Annotated in this window: 19 protein-coding genes; 12 read left to right on the top strand and 7 right to left on the bottom strand. The window is 49.8% G+C overall.

Annotation, left to right across the window (positions count from 1 at the left end; translation table 11 throughout):
* Positions 1-43: 43 nt before the first annotated feature.
* From JI741_RS05925 to JI741_RS05950, 6 genes are all read left to right on the top strand, one after another.
* On the top strand, positions 44-631 hold the full coding sequence (locus JI741_RS05925; RefSeq protein WP_202008131.1) for a hypothetical protein: 588 nt from the start codon (positions 44-46) through the stop codon (positions 629-631).
* Positions 632-1050: 419 nt separating this feature from the next.
* On the top strand, positions 1051-1728 hold the full coding sequence (locus tag JI741_RS32750; RefSeq protein WP_202008132.1) for a DUF4331 family protein: 678 nt from the start codon (positions 1051-1053) through the stop codon (positions 1726-1728).
* A 25-nt stretch (positions 1729-1753) separates the two neighbouring features.
* A complete protein-coding gene (locus tag JI741_RS32755) occupies positions 1754-2278 on the top strand; it encodes a DUF4331 family protein (RefSeq protein ID WP_202008133.1) in 525 nt (174 codons plus the stop codon).
* A 59-nt stretch (positions 2279-2337) separates the two neighbouring features.
* Positions 2338-3645 carry a tetratricopeptide repeat protein gene (locus JI741_RS05940; RefSeq protein WP_202008134.1) on the top strand — a complete coding sequence of 436 codons (1308 nt, stop codon included), beginning with the start codon at positions 2338-2340 and terminating at the stop codon, positions 3643-3645.
* A gap of 133 nt (positions 3646-3778) precedes the next feature.
* Complete coding sequence (locus JI741_RS05945; protein ID WP_202008135.1) at positions 3779-6016, top strand: TonB-dependent receptor; 2238 nt, start codon at positions 3779-3781, stop codon at positions 6014-6016.
* Between the two features lie 179 nt (positions 6017-6195).
* On the top strand, positions 6196-7788 hold the full coding sequence (locus JI741_RS05950) for an ABC-F family ATP-binding cassette domain-containing protein (protein WP_202008136.1): 1593 nt from the start codon (positions 6196-6198) through the stop codon (positions 7786-7788).
* A 102-nt stretch (positions 7789-7890) separates the two neighbouring features.
* On the opposite strand, the gene JI741_RS05955 is transcribed toward JI741_RS05950, so the two are convergent.
* From JI741_RS05955 to JI741_RS05980, 6 genes are all read right to left on the bottom strand, one after another.
* Positions 7891-8550 (bottom strand): hypothetical protein, encoded by a 660-nt coding sequence (locus tag JI741_RS05955; RefSeq protein WP_202008137.1) that lies wholly within the window; start codon positions 8548-8550, stop codon positions 7891-7893.
* A gap of 229 nt (positions 8551-8779) precedes the next feature.
* Positions 8780-9457: a DUF485 domain-containing protein gene (locus tag JI741_RS05960; RefSeq protein ID WP_202008138.1), complete on the bottom strand. Its 678-nt coding sequence runs from the start codon at positions 9455-9457 to the stop codon at positions 8780-8782.
* Positions 9458-9558: 101 nt separating this feature from the next.
* Complete coding sequence (locus JI741_RS05965) at positions 9559-10119, bottom strand: hypothetical protein (RefSeq protein ID WP_202008139.1); 561 nt, start codon at positions 10117-10119, stop codon at positions 9559-9561.
* Positions 10120-10121: 2 nt separating this feature from the next.
* The gene (locus JI741_RS05970) at positions 10122-10970 is read right to left on the bottom strand and encodes an energy transducer TonB (RefSeq protein WP_202008140.1); all 849 of its coding nucleotides are present in this window, start codon (positions 10968-10970) and stop codon (positions 10122-10124) included.
* Positions 10971-11000: 30 nt separating this feature from the next.
* The gene (locus tag JI741_RS05975; protein ID WP_202008141.1) at positions 11001-12032 is read right to left on the bottom strand and encodes a hypothetical protein; all 1032 of its coding nucleotides are present in this window, start codon (positions 12030-12032) and stop codon (positions 11001-11003) included.
* 446 nt (positions 12033-12478) lie between these two features.
* The gene (locus JI741_RS05980; protein ID WP_202008735.1) at positions 12479-13060 is read right to left on the bottom strand and encodes a hypothetical protein; all 582 of its coding nucleotides are present in this window, start codon (positions 13058-13060) and stop codon (positions 12479-12481) included.
* A 187-nt stretch (positions 13061-13247) separates the two neighbouring features.
* Here JI741_RS05980 and JI741_RS05985 point away from each other — a divergent pair, with 187 nt between their 5' ends.
* Both JI741_RS05985 and JI741_RS05990 read left to right on the top strand, forming a co-directional pair.
* The gene (locus JI741_RS05985; RefSeq protein ID WP_202008142.1) at positions 13248-13997 is read left to right on the top strand and encodes a cytochrome b/b6 domain-containing protein; all 750 of its coding nucleotides are present in this window, start codon (positions 13248-13250) and stop codon (positions 13995-13997) included.
* Positions 13998-14000: 3 nt separating this feature from the next.
* On the top strand, positions 14001-14744 hold the full coding sequence (locus tag JI741_RS05990) for a molybdopterin-dependent oxidoreductase (RefSeq protein ID WP_202008143.1): 744 nt from the start codon (positions 14001-14003) through the stop codon (positions 14742-14744).
* Positions 14745-14747: 3 nt separating this feature from the next.
* Here JI741_RS05990 and JI741_RS05995 read toward each other — a convergent pair whose 3' ends face one another.
* Positions 14748-16502, bottom strand: a complete 1755-nt coding sequence (locus JI741_RS05995) for an ABC transporter ATP-binding protein (protein ID WP_202008144.1) — start codon at positions 16500-16502, stop codon at positions 14748-14750.
* 242 nt (positions 16503-16744) lie between these two features.
* On the opposite strand from JI741_RS05995, the gene JI741_RS06000 reads away from it, so the two are divergent.
* The 4 genes from JI741_RS06000 (at position 16745) to JI741_RS06015 (ending at position 20348) form a co-directional block, all read left to right on the top strand.
* Complete coding sequence (locus tag JI741_RS06000) at positions 16745-17557, top strand: helix-turn-helix transcriptional regulator (protein WP_202008145.1); 813 nt, start codon at positions 16745-16747, stop codon at positions 17555-17557.
* Between the two features lie 279 nt (positions 17558-17836).
* Positions 17837-18607, top strand: coding sequence for an isocitrate lyase/PEP mutase family protein (locus JI741_RS06005; protein WP_202008146.1), 771 nt, complete (start codon positions 17837-17839; stop codon positions 18605-18607).
* 47 nt (positions 18608-18654) lie between these two features.
* Positions 18655-19038 (top strand): YybH family protein, encoded by a 384-nt coding sequence (locus tag JI741_RS06010; RefSeq protein WP_202008147.1) that lies wholly within the window; start codon positions 18655-18657, stop codon positions 19036-19038.
* Positions 19039-19229: 191 nt separating this feature from the next.
* Complete coding sequence (locus JI741_RS06015) at positions 19230-20348, top strand: acyltransferase family protein (protein WP_202008148.1); 1119 nt, start codon at positions 19230-19232, stop codon at positions 20346-20348.
* The last annotated feature ends 5 nt before the right edge of the window (positions 20349-20353 follow it).

Consider the following 20353-nt stretch of genomic DNA (forward strand, 5'->3'; position numbering starts at 1 on the left):
TCTCTCATGCACTTACCGGCCACAGGAGAAAAGATTGACGGGAATGTCGGGCAACAATCGAGTGCTTTCAACAGGCTATAAAAAACAAGGCGACACCATTCACTTTAAGCGACTTGCTGTGAAGGAGTTGCTATTGTTGGTGCAAGAAGGGAAAATATTTCATGGTCATTTAGTGATATCGCAACAGAAATTCAAGGCGGTTTCGGAATTTGAGAAGGCACTGGGTGTGGCCGATTCACTGATGGCAGCAATCAGCGCCGAAGGATGGGCTCCAAAGCTGGCCGAGGGGAGGGATCTGATGTTCATTCAGGTTATACCCGATTCTGTCATGAGCACGCTTGACGTGCTGGGTTTTATGAACCTCAGGCATCGCGTAGAAAGTAAAATTGACAACGCCTTGCTGAGTGCGGGCGCAGGCGAATGGGTTGGCGGCGATATGGGCGCTGGCGCGAACATGTTGTTTGAAGTTGACAATTGGGACAACGCGAACCAGATGGCTATGAAAATTCTGAAGGATGAAGATTTGCTTGATCATGTTTTGATTGCGAAACGGGTTTTGATTTCAAGCGACGATTGGCAATATGAAATCGTATATCCGGTCGAATTCGAGGGCGTGTTCAATGACCTGTAGGAAAAGTAAATCTGTAGTACAGGCTCGTACTGTGCATGTGGTCCATGATCGTGACTCAACCCTTGTTCCACTCTATAACTAAAGTCCGCCATCTGGTTTCACTACGTCTAAGACCATTCATGATTTCTGGTTTCCGGCGATCTGGTGATGGGAGCGCGCGTTTATATCGGTCGGCCACTTTCCACTTGTTTTCACGTCACCTTCATAAGGCCTTGGCCGGTGCCTAACACATTAGGCAGCATATTGTTCTGACATGACTTGGCATTTTTTTTTCGTAGATATTCTTCCCCACTTCAAGTCGTGCTGTCAATAGTAACGGGAAGCTTGGATGTGTTCGTGTCAGATTTATTTTTGGATTCAAAAATCCAATCGTGGGTTGTTTATCGTAGGTGGTTATGAAATCAATTAACAACCCAATTATGAAAACAAAAAAAATCAACGTTCGAAGGAGCCTTGCCGTGCTGCTTGTTGCCGGAGTCATCTCGTCGGCAACCTATCTCATCGCGGCCGATCACATCGATGCGCCGGCGGTGACGGGCAAGGCGTCTGACATTACGGACTTCTATGCTTTTGAAAGTCCCTCAAACAGCAGCAACCTGGTGTTTGTGGTGAACACGCAGGGCTTGCTGGCGCCGACGGCTACGGCCGCCAAGTCGTTCGATTCGGATGTGATGCTGGAAGTGAACATCGACAACTCGTCGACCAAAGACAACCAGGAAGACCTTGTGTTGCAGGTGACTTTCGAGGATGGCAAAGTGCAGGTGTATGGTCCTGTGGCCCCGATCCAGAAAGGATTGAACAGCACATTGGTTGCGACGGCCAACAAAGCGGAGGCCACCGTGAGCACCTATGCCGGTTCACCTATGACGGGTGAAGCCAATGGTGTGAAAATTTTTGCCGGCCCGCGCGACGATCCGTTCTTCTTCGATCTCGATCAGTACAAGAAAGTGATTGCCGGAACAGCCACCGGATTCAGCAACCCCGGCACCGACACTTTTGCTGGCACCAACGTGATGGCGGTTGTGATCGAATTGCCAAAGTCGTTGCTGGGCACTGGCACGGTGAATGCCTGGGCTACTTCGAATCGTAAAAACTAAATCTCCACTCAATCTCCTTAAGACAATGAAACTGAAATATAATAACCTTCTGGCGCTTGGTGCACTGCTTGTGCTTGCCGCCTGCAATAACGACGACGATGCCACTCCCACGCCCGTGACTTACGTGCAGGAAGATCAGATGGCACGCCCCGCAATCAACACCGTGTTTGTGAGTGCCGCTGACAAAGACTCCTTCAATGGCACCATCCCGTCGGCGCAAGGCGCGGCGTTTGCCACCAAGTTCAAAGACAAACTGCTGGCGCTTAATGCCGGCTACACAACAAACCTGTTGGGTCTCAATGCCACCGACTTCACCGGCGTGTTGGCTACCGATGTGCTGAGCGTTGCGCTCACGGGTGCTACCACCTTCTATGATGGCACGAATGTGCTGACGGGCCGCAAGCTTAACGACGACGTGATCACCGTGGAACTGATCCTGCTCTTCGGCGGACCCGATGCAACGATGAACCCCACGCTCACCGACGATCACGTGGATGCAAACGACAAGGCGTTCCTGACTACATTTCCGTATCTGGCTTCACCACATTGATATGAACAAGACCCGGAGTGAATCGCTCCGGGTTTGTTTTTTATTTCAAACAACACCCCATGAAAAATAAAACCGTATACGTGCTGTCGCTTGCCTTTCCCGCGCTGTTGCTTTTGAGTTGCTCGGAGAAGCGTGAGCAAGATATTACCCACCGGGCCGACTACGCACCCTATCTGGCGCCTCGCGCCGATGCTTCGCTGCAACAATGCAACGAGGAGATAACCTTCTGGAAAAACAAACAACAACGCACGCCCGACAGCGAAACGTGCAGGCTTCGGTTGGCCGGACTGTTGTCGTCGCGTTTTATGTTGACGGGTGACATTGAGGATGTTTTTGTTTCTGATAGTCTGTACCAATCTGTGCTGGCTTCGTCGGGAAATGAAAATGCTTCGGTACACCGGGCCCTCGCGGCCAATGCCATCACACAACATCAGTTTGGCGAAGCGTATCAACAAATCCAGAAAGCGCTGGCCATTGGTGAAGGAAAGGCGGCGTCGCTGTTTATGCTGGTGGATGTGAACCTGGAACTGGGCGACTATGATGGTGCCCAGCGTGCACTGAATAAAATTGCTACGCGAAATCTTTTCCCCTACATCGTTCGGAAAGCCAAGATCAAAGATCATGAAGGCGATCTCGACTCGGCCATCGTGCTCATGGAAACGGCGTTGGTGAAAGCCAAAGATAATGCGTCGCTTTTGTTGTGGACACAATCCAATCTGGCCGACATGTATGGTCATGCCGGACGTGTTGAGGAAGCCTACCGGCTCAACCTCGCCATTCTGGAAACAAATCCCGACTACGACTATGCGTTGAAAGGAATTGCCTGGATTGCTTTTTCGCACGATCATCGCTATGCCGAAGCGCGCTCCATTGCACTCTATATAAACAGCAAACGTGCCACGCCCGACATGCATTTGTTGCTTGCGAAAATCGCCGATGCCGAAAACAACATGGAAGAGAAGATGAAGGAACTCCGCGTATTCTATTCGCTGGCCACCAGCCCGCGTTATGGCGACATGTATAATAAATATCTGGCGCTGGTTGAAGTAGAAGAATTTTCAAACCCGGCGAAGACCATTGCGCTCGCACAGCGCGAAATTCACAACCGTCCAACGCCGCAGTCGTATGACTTGTTGGCGTGGGGATATTATCACGACGGTAAGTTTGCAGAAGCCCTGCAAGTGGCCGAAGACTTTCTGGTTGACAAAACCTTTGAGCCCGATGTGCTCTATCACCTTGGCATGATCTACGAAGCAAACGGTCAGCATGGCAAAGGCAGTGATTATCTGAATCGTGCCAAAGAAAGTTCTTTTGAGCTTGGACCGGTGGTTGCGAAAAAAATCGAAAAGGCGTTGAAAAGCAGTTGATGTGTGAAGGCGCCTTGTTAATGAACCTTTAGCCTATACTAATCTGATTATTTTTGCGGCCCGTTGCCATTTCCGGTTTATGAAAGCTGGCATTGGTGGGCGGTTATTTTCTGTCCGAAAGAAAACAGACCCTATGAAACGAATCATTCTACAACTAACACTTTGTTTGTTTGCCCGGATGGCTTTTGCGCAGGGCACGCTGCAAGGTTCTGTGCACGACGAAAAAAACGAGCCGCTGATTGGCGCTACCGTATACATTGAAGCGTCAGGAACGGGAGCCGTCACCGATCGGTTGGGTCAGTATAGCATCGCACCGTTACATGCCGGACGCCATGCTGTGCGCGTGTCGTATATCGGCTATGAAACACAACGTTCTTCGGTGGTGATTGCCGACAAACAAACTACGCGCTTCAACGTCAGCCTCGCGATGGGCAACGGCGTGCAGCTGGCCGACATCACCGTTACAGGCGGAGTGGAACGTCCGCTGAACACGTTGTCGCAAGTGGACATTCGCTTGCGACCCGTGAACACGGCGCAGGATATTTTGCGTATGGTGCCGGGGCTGTTCATAGCGCAGCACGCCGGCGGAGGCAAGGCAGAACAGGTTTTTATTCGCGGCTTCGATGCCGACCACGGCACCGATATCAACATCGAAGTGGATGGCATGCCTGTGAACATGGTGTCGCATGCGCACGGACAAGGTTATGCTGATCTCCATTTTCTCATCCCTGAACTGGTGAGCCATGTAGACTTTGACAAAGGACCCTACTTCGCCGACAAAGGCGATTTCACCACAGGCGGCTATGTCGATTTTCAGACACGCAACAAACTCGAGCGGAACTTTGCACGCCTCGAAGGTGGTTCGTTTGGTGCGGGCCGCGCGGTGGCGGGTGTGAATGTGTTGAACCGTCAACGGTCAAGCGCCTACATCGCCTCCGAATTTTCTCGCACCAACGGCTTCTTCGAGAACAGCCAGCACTTCAGACGATTTAACGTGCAGGGTAAATTCAATACGCAACTGAACGAAGACACACAACTTTCGCTGGGCCTTTCGGTGTTCGACAGTCAGTGGGATGCCAGTGGGCAAATTCCGGAGCGCGCGGTGAGCCGGGGCATCATCACGCGGTTTGGTTCTCTGGATCCTACAGAAGGCGGCGAGACGGGGCGTATCAACGTCAACCTCAAAGCCAGTCACACCCTGCGCAACGGTGCCACGCTGGAGAATCAGGTGTATGCGTTTCGGTATCGCTTTAATCTCTTCTCGAACTTCACGTTCTATCTCAATCACCCCGACACGGGCGACCAGATCCAGCAGCAGGAACACCGTTGGGTGTATGGCTACAGAACACGCTACAGCCACACCAGTACACTGGGCAACCTACGTCTGCAAACGGAAGGCGGAGTCGGCTTTCGCTATGATGTGATCGACAACATCGCGCTGAGCAACACCACCCTCCGCGTGTTTGTGAGCGACCTGAAACGCGGCGACATCCGCGAAGGCAATGCGCACGCTTATTGGAGCGAGACCTTGTGGCTTGCGCCGAAGTTTTCGGTGAACGCGGCCGTGCGTTTTGACTATTTTCACTTTGCCTACACCGACCGCCTCAGCGTGACACAACCCGAAAGCAAAGGACAGGGCATCGTGAGCCCGAAACTGAATTTCAATTATCAACCCACCGAATCAGTGAATTTGTTTGTGCGCACCGGCACCGGCTTCCACTCCAACGATGCGCATGTGGTGGTGGAGCAGTTGGCCAGTGAAACATTGCCTCGTGCCTATGGCATTGATATCGGTGCCGACATCAAGGTGACGCCTTTGCTGCTGGTGCACACCGCGCTGTGGCGTCTCGACCTCGATCAGGAATTTGTGTATGTTGGCGATGAAGCCGTGGTGGAACCCAGTGGCAAAACCAAACGCGAAGGCATTGATCTCTCTGTGCGCTACCAACTCGCACCCTGGCTGTTTGCCGACGCCGACGTGAACGTGACACATCCCCGCGCCAAAGGAGCAGCCGAAGGCGAGAACTACATTCCGTTGGCCCCCACGGTGACCAGCATTGGCGGCCTCAGCGTTCGACGCACGCGTGGCTTTAACGGCAGCTTGCGTTATCGTTACCTGGGCGACAGGCCCGCGAACGAGACTAACACCGTTGTGGCGACAGGCTATTTTATTGCCGATGCCATCCTGAACTTTACCCGCCCGGGTTATGAGTTTGGTGTGTCGGCGGAAAATATTTTTAATATGAAATGGAATGAAGCCCAGTTCGATACCGAGTCGCGATTGCTGAATGAAGCAGCACCGGTATCGGAAATTCATTTCACTCCCGGAACACCGTTTGCAGTGAAGGTGAGGTTTACAAAATATTTTTGATTGAACGGTCTACTGATCTCCTTCCTCCACAAAACAAAAGAATAGGTAGCGCCCAAATTGAACATTTATTATATTTGCCCACTCAAACGCCAATCCGTGTAGTCAACAACTTCTTTTCAAAGTACTAAAGGGAAGCCCGCAAGGGGATCTTCATTTTTCACTTTTTAACGGAAGAAGTTATGCTAACGCTTCACAAGCTATCCTATATGCATTCCAATGGCGATGTTTTGTTTGACGACATCAGCCTCTCCATCAACACGCATCAGAAAATCGCACTCGTCGGTAACAATGGTGCGGGAAAATCTTCGCTCTTAAAAATTATGGCTGGCGATCTGTCGCCGTCACGGGGCTCAATTGCAGCCGATACAAAACCATACTATGTGCCTCAGCACGTTGGCCAGTTTAATGACCTCACGCTTGCACAGGCCTTGCATGTGGACAGGAAGTTGGCGGCCTTGAAAGATATTGTGGATGGCTATGCCACAGAGACCAACCTGACCCTGCTGAACGACGACTGGCTTCTCGAAGAGCGATGCGGCGAAGCCCTGGCAAACTGGAAGCTGGAAGGCCTGGACCTGAACCGGAAAATGGCAACGCTTAGTGGCGGTCAGAAAACAAAAGTCTTTCTCGCGGGCATAGCCATTCACCAGCCCGACATCGTGTTGCTCGACGAACCCAGCAACCACCTGGATGCATCGACGCGGAAACTGCTCTATGAATACATAACCACCACATCCAACACGCTGGTGGTGGTGAGTCACGACCGAATTTTGCTGAATCTTCTTCCTGCTGTTTATGAACTCAGCAGACGTGGCATCGCGGTGTATGGCGGCAACTATGATTTTTATGCCGAACAAAAAAAGTTGGAGGGCGAGGCGCTAGTCCAAGACCTAAAGAGCAAAGAAAAAGCCCTTCGCAAAGCAAAAGAGGTGGAGCGCGAATCGCTGGAGCGAAAACAAAAGCTCGATGCCCGCGGCAAGAAAAAACAAGAGAAGGCCGGATTGCCCACCATATCGATGAACACATTCCGGAACAACGCCGAAAAAAGTACATCGCGCCTCAAAGATGTTCACACTGAAAAAATAGACACGCTTGCCCAGGCAGCAAGCCAGATCCGAAAAGAACTTCCGGTAACCGACACCATGAAGATCGACCTCGACAACGCAGCGCTTCATCGCGGAAAAAAATTAATAGAAGCAAAAGACATCAATGTTGGCTATGGCCGTTCATTTCTTTGGAAACAGCCACTAAATTTTTCAATAGCCAGCGGTGAACGAATTGTTATTAAAGGCGACAACGGCTCTGGCAAAACAACGTTGATCAAACTAATGTTGGGAGAAGTTGTGCCGCAAATGGGCACCATCCAACGCGCAACATTCAGAACCGTTTACATCGATCAGGACTATTCAATGATCAATCGAAATTTTACCGTCTACGAGCAGGCGCAACACTTTAACGACGGCAAACTGCCGGAGCATGACGTAAAGATTCGCCTCAATCGTTTTTTGTTTTCAAAAGAATTTTGGGACAACTCCTGCGAAGCCCTGAGCGGCGGAGAAAAAATGCGATTGGTGCTTTGCTGTCTGATGATAGGCCGCCAGGCTCCCGACGCAATAGTGCTGGATGAACCCACAAACAATCTGGATATTCAAAACACAGAAATTTTAACGAATGCACTAAAAGAGTACACCGGGACGTTGATCATGGTATCGCATGATCGGGATTTTATCGATCAGATGAAGGTGAAGCGTGAAATTGTGGTGGGAGGTTGATGAGCTGTCGACGCCTCAACCTGTCTTTGTTTCGTACGGCGATTCCCAACTTCCGAACATGTTGGCCTGATCTTGACATGGGTGTTGAGCGTCATGCTACGTTCATAACGACATACCGGGCCATTGCGACCTGCCTAAATCATGATCCGGGCTGAATGTTGAAATTCGTAAACTCAATTCCAGCCCGTTGTCGAAAGGAACAAATCGTATTCCGCCGTCTTTGCTATAGTTAATCACAATCCCGGAAGGTTGATAGCGGTCGTCGTCGACCATCTGTTTCAGTAGGTCCGTATATTTTTCCAGATCGGGTAATGTGCAACCTATCTGTCCCTTCACGAGTAGCTGAAGGAAGCCATTCATTTGATGAGAGATAGTGTTAAACATGCTGTTCAGCGTCAGGTAGGGTCGAATATCGTAGTCAACTTTTTCAGACGTCAAGTCCAGAAAGCAAAGCCAGTGTGCGCTGCCGGATAGTAATGCCAGCGTGGTGTCGTTTTTTAAGTGGTTCAATAATTTTACCCGGCCGCTCTTTGATAGTTCATTTTTTAGAGAGGTTTCGTCTTTTTTAAATTCCATAATAAAATTGCGGCCACCAACAATGCCGAACAAGTCGCCTATCGTCTTGTTCTCTGGAATTTGTGGCAGCAGTGTTGTGGCGATGGGCAGGGAATACTTCTGCATGGCGAGCGAGTAGCCCATGGCCAGTATAAAATTGCCGATCTGAACATTTTCGTAGCGATAACTTCCGCTTTGCTTTTTCATTGGTCTTTGCGTTAGGATTTGGTATGCTAACAATAGCGAAAGAGACTGCAACGGTTTTGCAGTGGAGAAAAAATCTTAGAAAGCGGTCGTCCTTTTAATTTCGATTATTTAGAATGATTGTTAGGAGTGGGTGAGGGGGTTTTGTAATTAGCAGGGGGTGCTTTAACGTTGTGGCCAGCTGTCTGTAGTCTTTCGCACATGCCCTGTCCAATCGAATTTACACCAACAACTAACTCATCCCGCCACTCACACCTTTAGTGAACAACTCCACTTTCAGCATGCGTTCATACCCTTTCAGGTTGGGTGCGGGATGGTGCCCATGTTGGATCATGGCTTTGACCAGGTTCTGAAGTATGCCATGCAAGGCTTCAACACCGGGTGTTGAACTGGAGTTGACGGGAACTTTCAACACGAGGCCGGCAGATTTTGAGGAGATTTCCAGAGCGCGATATTGCTCCGGTGCGGGCATTCGCATGTTGATGGCACTGTTTAGCAGCACCGTGAACGAAACGCTCGTGGTGCCGTTGTGATCGGCAATGATTTGGTAATTGTCTATCGTGGCCAGGTAAGCCTCCTTGTGTAATTTCCAGAGGCTGTTGTCCAGTAATTTTATTCCGACAAACCCAACGGAGGCAAGTTGCGAAAAGGGTTGGCGCTGAAAAACTTTCTGTTTATTGGCGTACTCAACATATTCGGTGTAGAAGGCAATGGCCATCAGGATCACCGAAAGACCAATGGAAAATATCGGAAGCATTATCAGGGCATCCGCACCCAGAAATTCGTGCCAGGCGTTTTTGGTGATGGCCAGTACCAATATCAGGCTGAACATCACCACGAAAAAAATGATCGAGCAGAGAATTGTTCCTTTAATGAGGTTTCGGCGTGTGAGGTTAAAGAAGGAATTCATTTGGATTGTGGCGTGTATTAAATATTCGATGTGAACCTGTTGATTGTATTTGAAAGTCTCGGAAAAGTAAGAGATTTTTTAGGATTGTTGGCGATCTTCTGTTAGTCCGGCTCTTTCTTCTTCATTTTTCGCCGTTGATTCAAGATAAAGGCAATGCCGACAAGCATCCCTATGAAGCCTCCGGCATAGCTGAAATTATGCATCATGCCTACTTTTATGAAATCTCTGACATCTGCGGGGTTATCGGGAGGAAGAGCCACGTAGTAATCAATCGGTTCTTTTACGAGGTAGAAATGTGCAAAGGATAAACCAACAAGACCTGTTAGAAAGGATATTACAATCGTGATCAAAAAAGCCTTCAGGGTTACTCTGAAAATGTTTCGCGGGCTCTTGTGAACAAGTCCGACAAGTCCCAGAATCAAGCCAATGGGAATTCCCGTCCACCATGTTGCCAATAACCCTACAAGTGAAACTGCAATTCTTGGATTTGGAAGAGGTGAATGAGTTTCTACACCAATCAATTGAAATTGTTGAAATTTATATTGTGTGAAATATTCGGGAGAAATGGTATAGGTCAGTTGATCATGCAGCATTCCGTAGACTCCGGCAATTACACAAGCCAGCACGATTAAGACTGGCAGCATCAAAATTTTCTTAGCCACAGCTAGTTCGTTAACTTATAGTTGATCGGCAACACAAAAGCAGACTTCACCGGTCGGCCTTTGTATACGGCGGGATTCCAGTTTGGAAATTCTTCAAGTTTGCGGACAACTTTTGTTTCGAACCCGAAGCCTTCATTGGTTTTAGGACTGAACTCCGTGAGTTTTCCGTTTTCGTCAACGACAAAGTAGATAAATACTTTTCCTTCCTTCCCCACAAACCGAGCTAGGGTGGGATACTTTACAACCTTCACTACATGTTGGCCGAATGCCTGGATTCCTTCCTTGGGTGAGGCGGGTGTGTCTACCTGCTGATAGAGCGTATCGCCCTTTGTGTGTCGGACGCAATAGCTGGTGATACGCACCGAATCTTTATACTCTTCGTAGTAGCTGTCGGGATCGCCCGGTTCGGGCTGCGATTTGCGGATGCCCGTGCCGTTGGTCAATTGTTCTTTTCCGTCTACTGACCAGGCTTGGGTGAATCGAATTTTGTTTTGGAAAAACACCACCTCCAGACTTGGTCCTCCCGCTTCATAATAGTATCTGTATTTGGCCTCCAGTGTTTTGAACGATTCGCGATAACGCTGTACATATCCCATGGATCGTATGTACGAAACAAACAAATCAGCTTCGGTTGCATCGGTAGTGCCGGTAATGGCACCAGAGAGTGTTAGTTTGTTTTTCTTATAGTCTTCCGTCGACACTTGATTGCCAGACGTTACATAACGACGTTCATAATCGGTTTTTGCTTTTGAACGGCCCTGGAAGTACATGGTGAAGTATTGACTTTCCTGGGCAACGGAATGTAAGGTGGTGATAAAGAGTAGAACGAGGAGCGTGTTGATCTTCTTCATGATTGATTTTTTAACGGGGTTAGGGGAGGGTCAAGGGTTGTTTTTTTTAAGTTGATTATGTTCGGTTGGCTTAATTTGTTTTTCCCGGATGTTTAAGACTACGGTGAATATGGTTGCGACAAGCAAGAGCATGGGGAGCTCGTCTAAATTCAAATAGTATCCTTTGGTAAAAAAGTATACAATCAGAAAAGACCCCGCGCCCATCATCGCAATAAAAATAATGGCGGCAATGACAACATTCACGGCTGGCCATTTTGTTTTGATGTAAGTGATGGCAAGAACATTGATCAGGGTGCATGTAAGCAACAATCCTATTCTAGCGATTTCTCCAATTTCGTTTATAAATTCATGATGATTGATGCTTGAAATAATGTTTGCCGTGATAACGGTGTCGTACATGTCGGGAAGAATATTACTTTCTCCGTAGTAACGATTTAAGGGTGTGATTCTGCAGCTTTTAAAGTATTGCACGGAGTCGGTTAAGTAGTCTCCCATATAACCCAGCAGAATCATTTTTTCGCTGATGTTTTCTGCGTTTATTGGAAACAGGTCTGATAGTTCTCCTGCTATGTAGTGCGTGGATGCACCGCGGTAGTTGATGATCTCTTTCTTATTTCCGCGTCCTTTAAATCCTGTGAGCTGAAACTCAAAATAGTCCGTTCTGTCACTGTTGAAATGCGTGACCACATTCTGGTCCTCGATGATTTCACTTAGGTTTCCGCCATGAGGATCGGCCTCGCAATGGACAAAGACAACCTTTTTGTTGTCGCTATAGTGTCGGCTGATTTCCTGATCTTCCGATGAGAGGTGACAGAGGTTCACACCGATCACCCTGGGATTGAATTTAAGAAGCGAGTCAATCCCGATTTTTATTTCCGCTGATTCTAATTTTCCAGTATTCAGAAGAATAATGTCAGGGTCGACCTCAGGCAAAATCCGGAAATAAAATATGTTTTCGCGTGTGTTCTTACATAGATCCAGGCGGAACAAATTTATTCTAATGAAATGATAAGCCACAACAATAACGAGGGCGAAAAGCAATGGAAGGACATATCGTTTCATATCAAAAATTCTCAAACATCTTTGAGCCAATGGTTGCTACAACTTTGTGAACATTGGCCGGCTCTTTTTCAACGTTTCAAGGTTTAACAAATTCCGACGGAATAATTTAACATCAGGCATCAAGGGGGCGGTTATCGCAAGTCAATTATTTCAGTCATTTTGTAGGTGTCAGGGTCAACTCCGAAAACATAGACTAGTTTCCCTTGTAATTTAACTTCGGCCGTTATCTCTCGTGATTCAATAATGGGTTCAAATTTTAGGCCCTCTTCATGAAATAGTTTTTCGAATATGTCTGAATTCTTGCTCTTAATGATTTCTACAAGGGTATTAGGCTCTATCCGATCTACTTTAACCGAGTCGATCTGGCCATAAACAACACTGGTCACAAGAAATGAAATCAAGGTGAACAAGGATTTCATGGCGTTTCATTTTGTTTATTTCACAGTCTAGTTCTTCGCAGGATTAATCATAATATGCGCCCGATGCGTGCCCGGATCCATAATCCATGGCATCCCGGGACTAGACGGTTGCAACGGCAGGCCTGTCGACTCGGCAGTGGCATAGGGAATATAGATCACATAGCGCAGGTAGCCTTCCGTCACTTCGCCTGTGGTCTTGTCGTATTGATCGTCTTTGGCAGAATATACATAGAGTGTTGATGGCGATTTGGGCATGAGCAGTTTGCCGGACTTCACTTCATGTTCGCGGATGGTGAAAACTTCCGGTTGTGTTTTTCCTTCTTTTTTCAATTCGCGGCCGCGGGCCATAAACGGATCAAGGTCTTTGTGATAGCACGACACACTGAGGCCGGCTTGCGCAGGGTCGTCGCCAAGACAGATCATTTCATTTTCGCCTTTTCGCAACAGCACCAGTTCGCCCTTGGCGTTGTAGCCATATACGGCCGCTTTGTCGCGCAACTCCGTGGGGGCCGCCAGCGTGGCAAGCTTGATGGAAACTTCTGTGGAAGGGGTTTGTGCCAGGGCCATGTGGCAGATCAACGAGAGGGAAATAAAAAGCCGTGCTTTCATAGTGGTGTTGGTCTGATTTTTTTCGCGCCGTCGCAGGATGCGATTGCGCCAATGAAGGTATTGAATTTTCATGAATTCGAAATGTTCTTTGTGGCCAACGCCCCGGAGGCTGCACTGGCCTTTGCCGGAAAATTTGTATATTCACCTTACCTCTGATTCTGGAGATAACCATTAATTGCCTCTCCCAATGGAATCTCAACCTACATCAACCCCGCCGCTCCGGCATGCCCGCTGGGTGCGAAGTTCACATTGGATTATCACCATCAGCTTTTTGTTGCTGGCTTTTTCCGGCTTTGTCATTCTGATGTGTCATCCGCGGCTCTATTGGGGGGAGGTGGGCAACGACCTCACGCCTGCATTGTTCGAATTGCCGGTGAGTCGAAACTATCAGCACGGGGGGTGGGAAAACCAAACGCCGTTTTTTGCAACCGCCGGATCGCCGGTGAGCGCAAGCCGCAGCTACGACATTTTTAATCAGAACGGCTGGGGACGAAGCCTGCATTTTTTGTCGGCGTGGTTTCTGGTGATTACGGGCGTTGTTTATTTGGTAGCAGGACTTTTCACCGGACATTTCAAAAACAGGCTCTGGCCGCAGTCGGGCGAATTTTCGCCGCGGTTGTTCTGGCGCGATGTGGTGGCTCACCTGCGCATGAACATGTTCACAGCGCAGGCAAACTACAACCCGCTGCAAAAGGCGGCTTATCTCGGGGTGATCTTTGTGCTCATGCCGGTGATTGTGCTCACGGGGCTCACCATGTCGCCGGCCATCACGGCGGCGTATCCGTTTCTGTTGAAAATGTTTTTCGGAGCCCAGTCGGCGCGCACCATTCACTTCTTTGCTTCTGTATTTCTCGAACTGTTTCTGCTGGTGCACGTGGCGATGGTGATCCGGTCGGGTTTCAAACAACACATGCGTGCCATGACTATCGGAAAGTGATATATGAAAAACAGAACACTCATCACACGGCGCAAGGCCCTCGTGGCAGGACTCACCTCCCTGGGCGCGCTCATGTTGCCCGGTTGCTCCAAGCCGGTGCCGCCCACCTATGGAAACATTCTGCGCATGGGCGACGCGTTCACCTATGCCGCACAACGCACGTTGCTGCCGGGGCAGTCGCTGGTGAAGGAATATCGCTATGGCGACATTTCATCGTTTCCCGCCACGGGCACAACCAATCCTGCCGACACATCGAGTCCGCAATTCAACGAAGACTATAGCCGTCATCTCAAAAATGCTTTTGCCGATTGGGGATTGTCTGTTGAAGGGCTGGTGTCGCACCCGGGAAAGTATTCGCTGGCGGCCCTTCAGAAATTTCCGGCGCGCAAACAGATCACACGTCACACCTGCGAAGAAGGCTGGACGGCCATTGCCGAGTGGACGGGTGTGCCGCTGAGTACGGTGTTGCAGGGCGCGGGCATCTCACAAAACGCGCGCTTTGTAAGTTTTTATTCATACGACGGTTGGGTCGACTGCATCGACATGCTCGATGCCTTTCACCCACAAACCATCCTGGCCTATGGCATGAATGGCCGCGACCTGCCTGTGCCTCACGGTGCCCCTGTGCGTCTGCGTGTGGAGACACAGATTGGCTACAAGAGCATGAAATACATTGAACGCATCATGGTCACCGACACCTTTGTTGACGTCGGTGACACGGGGTGGGCGTGGTATGTAGGGATTTGAGACCTAAGCCTCAACCGAAACCTTCTCACCAATTTGCTGACGCCACATGGCGTAGTACAATCCTTTTTCCTGCAACAGCTCTTCGTGTTTTCCCGATTCGATGATGTGGCCACGCTCGAGCACAAAGATCTTGTCGGCATGCATGATGGTGGAAAGCCGGTGGGCAATGAGGATGGTGATGTGGTCTTTCAACACCGACACTTCGCGAATGGTGTCGGTAATTTCTTCTTCCGTCAGCGAGTCAAGCGACGATGTGGCTTCATCGAACACGAGAATGTCGGGTTGGCGAAGCAGCGCGCGGGCAATGGACAGTCGTTGTTTTTCTCCTCCCGACACTTTCACACCACCTTCACCGATCACCGTGTCCAGCCCTTTGTCGGCGCGGGCCAGCAAACTCTGGCAGGCTGCTTTCTGCAACACGTTCAAACAATCTTCGTCGCTGGCGTCGGGGCGCACAAACAATAAGTTTTCGCGGATGGTGCCCGAGAACAGTTGCGTGTCTTGTGTCACAAAGCCGATCTTTTCGCGCAGTTGATCCAGGTCGATTTCGGTGCTGGGAATGTTGTTGTATAAAATCTGTCCTTCCTTGGCTGGATAAAGTCCTACCAGCAATTTGACGAGCGTTGTTTTTCCGGAACCCGACGGGCCTACGAAAGCAATGGTCTGACCGTTGTTGGTGGCAAACGAAATGTCATTCAACGCATTGGTACTGGCCGATTGATGTTTGAAACCCACGTTGTTGAAGCTGAGGTTTGTGATGCGTCCAACATGCTGTGGATTCTTAGGTTTGGGCTCCTTGGGCAAGTTGAGGATGCGATTGAAATTCAGCAGCGACACTTCCGCTTCGCGATAGGCGATGATCACGTTGCCCAATTCCTGCAGGGGACCAAAGAGGAAGAACGAATAAAACAGAAACGTAAAATATTTTCCCGCCGACAACTCCTGATCGAAGATGAGCAACAAGAGGATGACCACCATCACGCTGCGCACAAAATTCACTGTGGTGCCTTGCAGGAAGCTCATGCCTCTCACATACTTCACTTTCTTCAGTTCGAGTCCGAGAATTTTATAGGTGGTGTTGTTGAGGCGTTCAATCTCCTGGTTGGCCAGCCCGAGGCTTTTCACCAGCTCGATGTTGCGTAGCGATTCGGTTGTTGATCCTGCCAGGGCTGTGGTTTCTTTCACGATGCTTTTTTGCACAACCTTGATCTTGCGGCTGAGCAACCAGCTGGTGAGGGCAATCACAGGAATGGATGCAAAGTAGACCAGCGTCACCTTATAGCTCACCGTGAGCGAATAGACGATGACAAAGATCATGGCCACCAGGCTCGAGAACAGCACGCTGATGAAGGAGGTAATGAATTTTTCGGAGTCGGTTCTTACTTTTTGCAGGATGCCCAGTGTTTCGCCGCTGCGCTGGTCTTCGAATGTCTGATAGGGCAGTTCGAGGGAGTGCTTCAGTCCGTCGGCATACATTTTTGCACCGAGTTTTTGCACCACGATGCTGGTAAAATAGTCCTGGAGGTTTTTGGCGATGCGCGACACCATGGCGGCACCAATGGCCAGGGCCACCAGGTAAAGTATGCCATTAATGAATTGTCCGCGCGAAAGCGTATCCTTTTTCTCGATAAAGTTGTCGACGATCTTTCCCGTAATATGCGGGTCGAGTAGCGAAAAGACCTGGCTGGTAGCAGCCAGGAAAAGCGCAACGGCAATGAGGCCTTTGTAGTTCTTGAGGTAGCGTAATAGTATTTTCATGCGATAGGCGGTGGAATTGACATGACGACTTCTGCATCATGATCGAAGGCTAACAATATAATGTGTTGGTAGGTTCCGTAGAAAAGACGTGTCAAGGCCTAAATCTACTCAATTCTTGTGTGGAGCGTGGAGGTAGGTTGTCTGTTCCGATTTATACAATCTCACCGCCAGCGAGCCCGTTATTTTTGGGGAAATTCCCGTAATTTGAATCGGGATCGAACCAACGTTAACCACGGAATCCTATGGAATTCAAGCATTTTGCGCCATCCGACATATTGAAGCCCTACGTGGAGTGCTTTTATGAATTCCGTTCCGACCGCGATGTGGTGTTTGACGACACCGTGTTTCCCAGCGGCAACATGGAAATCATTTTCAACCTCGGCGGTGGCACATGGGAATCGGCCAGTGCAGACCACTATGTGAAGACGCCGACCATCGAGCTGTGGGGGCAGATTACCAAACCGCTGCCCATTCGTTCGAAGGGAAAACATTGTATGCTTGGCGTGAAGTTTCTTCCCCATGCGGCGTCCTATTTTCTGAATGTGGAAATCAGCGAGTTGAATAATAGCATCACCGACGTTGGCGATGTTCTTGGCAATCCCATTCGCGTGCTGCACGACCAATTGTTTTCGACCGACGAGGTGACGAAGCGAATTTCGTTGCTGGAGAATTTTCTGGTGAAGCGACTGGTGGCTGTTGACCACAAAGCCTTGCGCATTGAAAAAGTGGCTCACCTCCTGACCAGCATGAAGAAGCTGGCGTCCGACGGCAACCTCAACGATGTGGCTTCTCAACATGGCATCACCACGCGTTATCTTCAGAAGTTGGTGTTCCAGCACACGGGACTGTCGCCCAAGGCGCTGGCAAAAATCAACCGGTTCAAACACAGCCTTCGTCTCATTGCGCGCAACGACCAGCCGCTTACCTCGGTGGCTTATGACTGTGGTTATTTTGATCAGTCGCATTTTATCCGTGAGTTCAAGTCGTTCACCAGCATCACGCCGTCGGCCTATCTCGAAAATAGATTCCCGGTTAATCAAGCGATTTTCTCCTAGACGTTTCTCGAAGGCGATCTACTGCATACAATGCCTTTGTCAATGTTGATGAAGGCATTTTCTTTTTGTCGATTTACGGGTGCGTGAAAAGATTCCCGGATTTGCATCTGTATTTTCACTCAAGAATCCCTGAAACTTGTCTGTCTGAGCGTGAGTTATTTTTTAATGTTTTTTTATAAAAAAATTGTCAGTTCCGATTTGTGCAAGTGCCGGCGACACGTTCGCTTTACTTTTGTTACAGATCAATGGATCAGCAAGCAACTAACCCTTCTTACGAATATGAGTAAATATGAAATTTTCTCCAGTCTTCACCGCGGCGAAGAACCCCTGTTGCTGGGCAACCTGTGGGACGTGAACAGCGCCACATTGTTCGAGGCTGCGGGCTACAAGGCGGTGGGCACATCGAGCCAGGCTGTAGCAAAGTCATTGGGCTATGAAGATGGCGAGAACATTCCTTTTGAATGGCTCTTGCAACTGGCAAAGCGCACAGTGGAGCGCGTGCGCATACCCGTCACGATTGATATGGAGAGCGGCTATGCGCGCACCATCGACGGCATCATTGCCAACCTCGAGCAGCTTCACGATGTGGGCGTGGTGGGCATCAACATCGAAGACACGGTTCCCGCATCGTCGCGAACGCTACGTCCTGCTGCTGAGTTTCAGGACTTGCTTTCCGCCATCGTTAACCGTCTTCAACAAAAGAACATCAGGCTGTTTGTTAACGTGCGTACCGACGGCTTTCTGCTGGGCTTGCCCAACGCATTGCCCGAAACGCTGGAACGAATCCACCTTTATGACCGCACAGGCATCGACGGCATCTTCGTGCCTTGCATCACCGCATCCGACGACATACGGGCCGTGACCAGTGCAACACAACTTCCTGTCAACGTGATGTGCATGCCGCATCTGCCCGACTTTGCCGAACTGAAAACCCTGGGTGTGAAGCGCATCAGCATGGGACCGTTTGTGAACATATATGTCAACAACAAAACGAATGACGCCATTCGCACCGTGGCGAGCGAGAACAGCTTTGCCTCACTATTTCAATAAGCCATCGGAACACATCAAAAAAATCTTTAACCAAAACAATATACACCATGAATTTACCAAGAAGACCCGAAGACGCGCACGCCACGCTGGCGGCCGCCTTCAACACCGGCAATGTGGCCACCGTCATGAACATGTACGACGCCGACGGCATCATTGTGCCCGAGCCCGGCAAGCCTGTGTCGGGCAGAGAAAAATTTGAGGGTGCCATCACGGCCATCCTGTCCATCAAAGGCAAAATGGAAATCAAAACAGTCTACTGTCTGCAGGCCGGCAACGTGGCCGTGGGCCGCAGTGAATGGAGCATCACCGACGGCAGCGACGTGAAGGTGAGCGCCAAAGGCATCGAACTCATGAAGCAGCAAACTGACGGCACGTGGAAGATCGTCATCGACCACGCGTTTGGCGCCGAAGGGAATTTGGTGGCGCAGTGAGGATGAGAACAGTGAACAAAGTTAAAGACCCGGTGATCCCGGGTTTTTTTGTGAATAAGTTTTCAGTGTGGAAAGACAACGCAATCGTAAGGCAATAGAGAAAAGCTACCGCCGTCTAAGATGCACATGAAGAGAGTAAGCAACCTTTCCTATCTTTCGTAGTCCATTGGAGATACATAACATCACACCCCTTGAAAACCCGCGAAACCTACATCGACAACATCCGCATCCTGCTCACCGTGCTCGTCATTCTTCATCACACGGCCATCACCTATGGCGGCCCGGGCGGGTGGTATTATTCCGAGCCGGCCGATGGGCTGGTGTCGGGGTTGTTGCTTACGGTGTTTGTGTCTACCAATCAGGCATTTTTTATGGGCTTCTTCTTTTTGTTGTCGTCCTATTTCATTCCAGCTTCGATTGCTCGCAAGGGTGCGGCGCGCTTCATGCTCGACCGGTTGAAGCGGCTGGGCATTCCTATGGTATTTTATTCGCTGGTCATCACGCCGGTCATGATTTACATGTTGGTGTCGATGGGGCAGGAGCGACCCATCACGTGGGCCGATGTGTTCATTCACCGCGAACAGTGGATCAGCCTTGGCGTGTTGTGGTTTGCCGCGGCGTTGTTGTTGTTCACGACGGTGTATGTGGTGGCAAAACGTTTTGCGGTCAACACAACCGAAGCAACATTGGCGTTGCCGGTGCGCTTCACGATTTTTCTTTTTGCGTTGGGGTTGGGCGTGGTGTCGTTTCTGGTGCGCATCGTGTTTCCTATCGGGTGGACGCTTGAGCCGGTGGGGTTTCAGTTCGCTCACTTTCCACAGTACATCGCGTTGTTTGTGGTGGGCATTGTAGCCTACAAAAATCAATGGTTGGCGGCCATCACCTATGAAGAAGGAAAGGTGTGGCGACGCGTGGCGTTGCTGCTGGTGTTTGTGGGCTTTCCGTGCATCTATGCGCTGAAGGTTGTGACACACGCGGAGCTCAATGCATTTTTGGGAGGGGCCACCATTCAGTCGTTTGTGAACGCCGTGTGGGAGCAGTTGCTCGGTGTGGCGCTCGTCATGGCGTGGCTGGGCATTGCGAAGCGGCGGTTAAACGAGCAGGGTGCGGTGGCAAAAGAATGTTCACGGAGTGCCTATGCCGTCTACATCATTCACCCGCTGGTGTTGTTGCTCATGGCGTTGTTATTGAAGGATGTGCATCTGCCGTCGCTCGTCAAGTTTGCGATCACGGGCACACTGTCTGTTGCCGCCAGCTTTGCCCTGGGTTGGGTGTTGGTGCGTGTGCCGCTGGTGAAGGAGGTAGTGTAGTTTGC

It is taken from the genome of Chryseolinea lacunae, from assembly GCF_016735595.1.
Classification (GTDB): domain Bacteria; phylum Bacteroidota; class Bacteroidia; order Cytophagales; family Cyclobacteriaceae; genus Chryseolinea; species Chryseolinea lacunae.

Bases quoted from the DNA above. Each gene is read 5' to 3' on its own strand.
- JI741_RS05925 (WP_202008131.1), top strand. From the start codon at position 44: ATGTCGGGCAACAATCGAGTGCTTTCAACAGGCTATAAAAAACAAGGC.
- JI741_RS32750 (WP_202008132.1), top strand. From the start codon at position 1,051: ATGAAAACAAAAAAAATCAACGTTCGAAGGAGCCTTGCCGTGCTGCTT.
- JI741_RS32755 (WP_202008133.1), top strand. From the start codon at position 1,754: ATGAAACTGAAATATAATAACCTTCTGGCGCTTGGTGCACTGCTTGTG.
- JI741_RS05940 (WP_202008134.1), top strand. From the start codon at position 2,338: ATGAAAAATAAAACCGTATACGTGCTGTCGCTTGCCTTTCCCGCGCTG.
- JI741_RS05945 (WP_202008135.1), top strand. From the start codon at position 3,779: ATGAAACGAATCATTCTACAACTAACACTTTGTTTGTTTGCCCGGATG.
- JI741_RS05950 (WP_202008136.1), top strand. From the start codon at position 6,196: ATGCTAACGCTTCACAAGCTATCCTATATGCATTCCAATGGCGATGTT.
- JI741_RS05955 (WP_202008137.1), bottom strand. From the start codon at position 8,550: ATGAAAAAGCAAAGCGGAAGTTATCGCTACGAAAATGTTCAGATCGGC.
- JI741_RS05960 (WP_202008138.1), bottom strand. From the start codon at position 9,457: ATGAATTCCTTCTTTAACCTCACACGCCGAAACCTCATTAAAGGAACA.
- JI741_RS05970 (WP_202008140.1), bottom strand. From the start codon at position 10,970: ATGAAGAAGATCAACACGCTCCTCGTTCTACTCTTTATCACCACCTTA.
- JI741_RS05975 (WP_202008141.1), bottom strand. From the start codon at position 12,032: ATGAAACGATATGTCCTTCCATTGCTTTTCGCCCTCGTTATTGTTGTG.
- JI741_RS05980 (WP_202008735.1), bottom strand. From the start codon at position 13,060: ATGAAAGCACGGCTTTTTATTTCCCTCTCGTTGATCTGCCACATGGCC.
- JI741_RS05985 (WP_202008142.1), top strand. From the start codon at position 13,248: ATGGAATCTCAACCTACATCAACCCCGCCGCTCCGGCATGCCCGCTGG.
- JI741_RS05990 (WP_202008143.1), top strand. From the start codon at position 14,001: ATGAAAAACAGAACACTCATCACACGGCGCAAGGCCCTCGTGGCAGGA.
- JI741_RS05995 (WP_202008144.1), bottom strand. From the start codon at position 16,502: ATGAAAATACTATTACGCTACCTCAAGAACTACAAAGGCCTCATTGCC.
- JI741_RS06000 (WP_202008145.1), top strand. From the start codon at position 16,745: ATGGAATTCAAGCATTTTGCGCCATCCGACATATTGAAGCCCTACGTG.
- JI741_RS06005 (WP_202008146.1), top strand. From the start codon at position 17,837: ATGAGTAAATATGAAATTTTCTCCAGTCTTCACCGCGGCGAAGAACCC.
- JI741_RS06010 (WP_202008147.1), top strand. From the start codon at position 18,655: ATGAATTTACCAAGAAGACCCGAAGACGCGCACGCCACGCTGGCGGCC.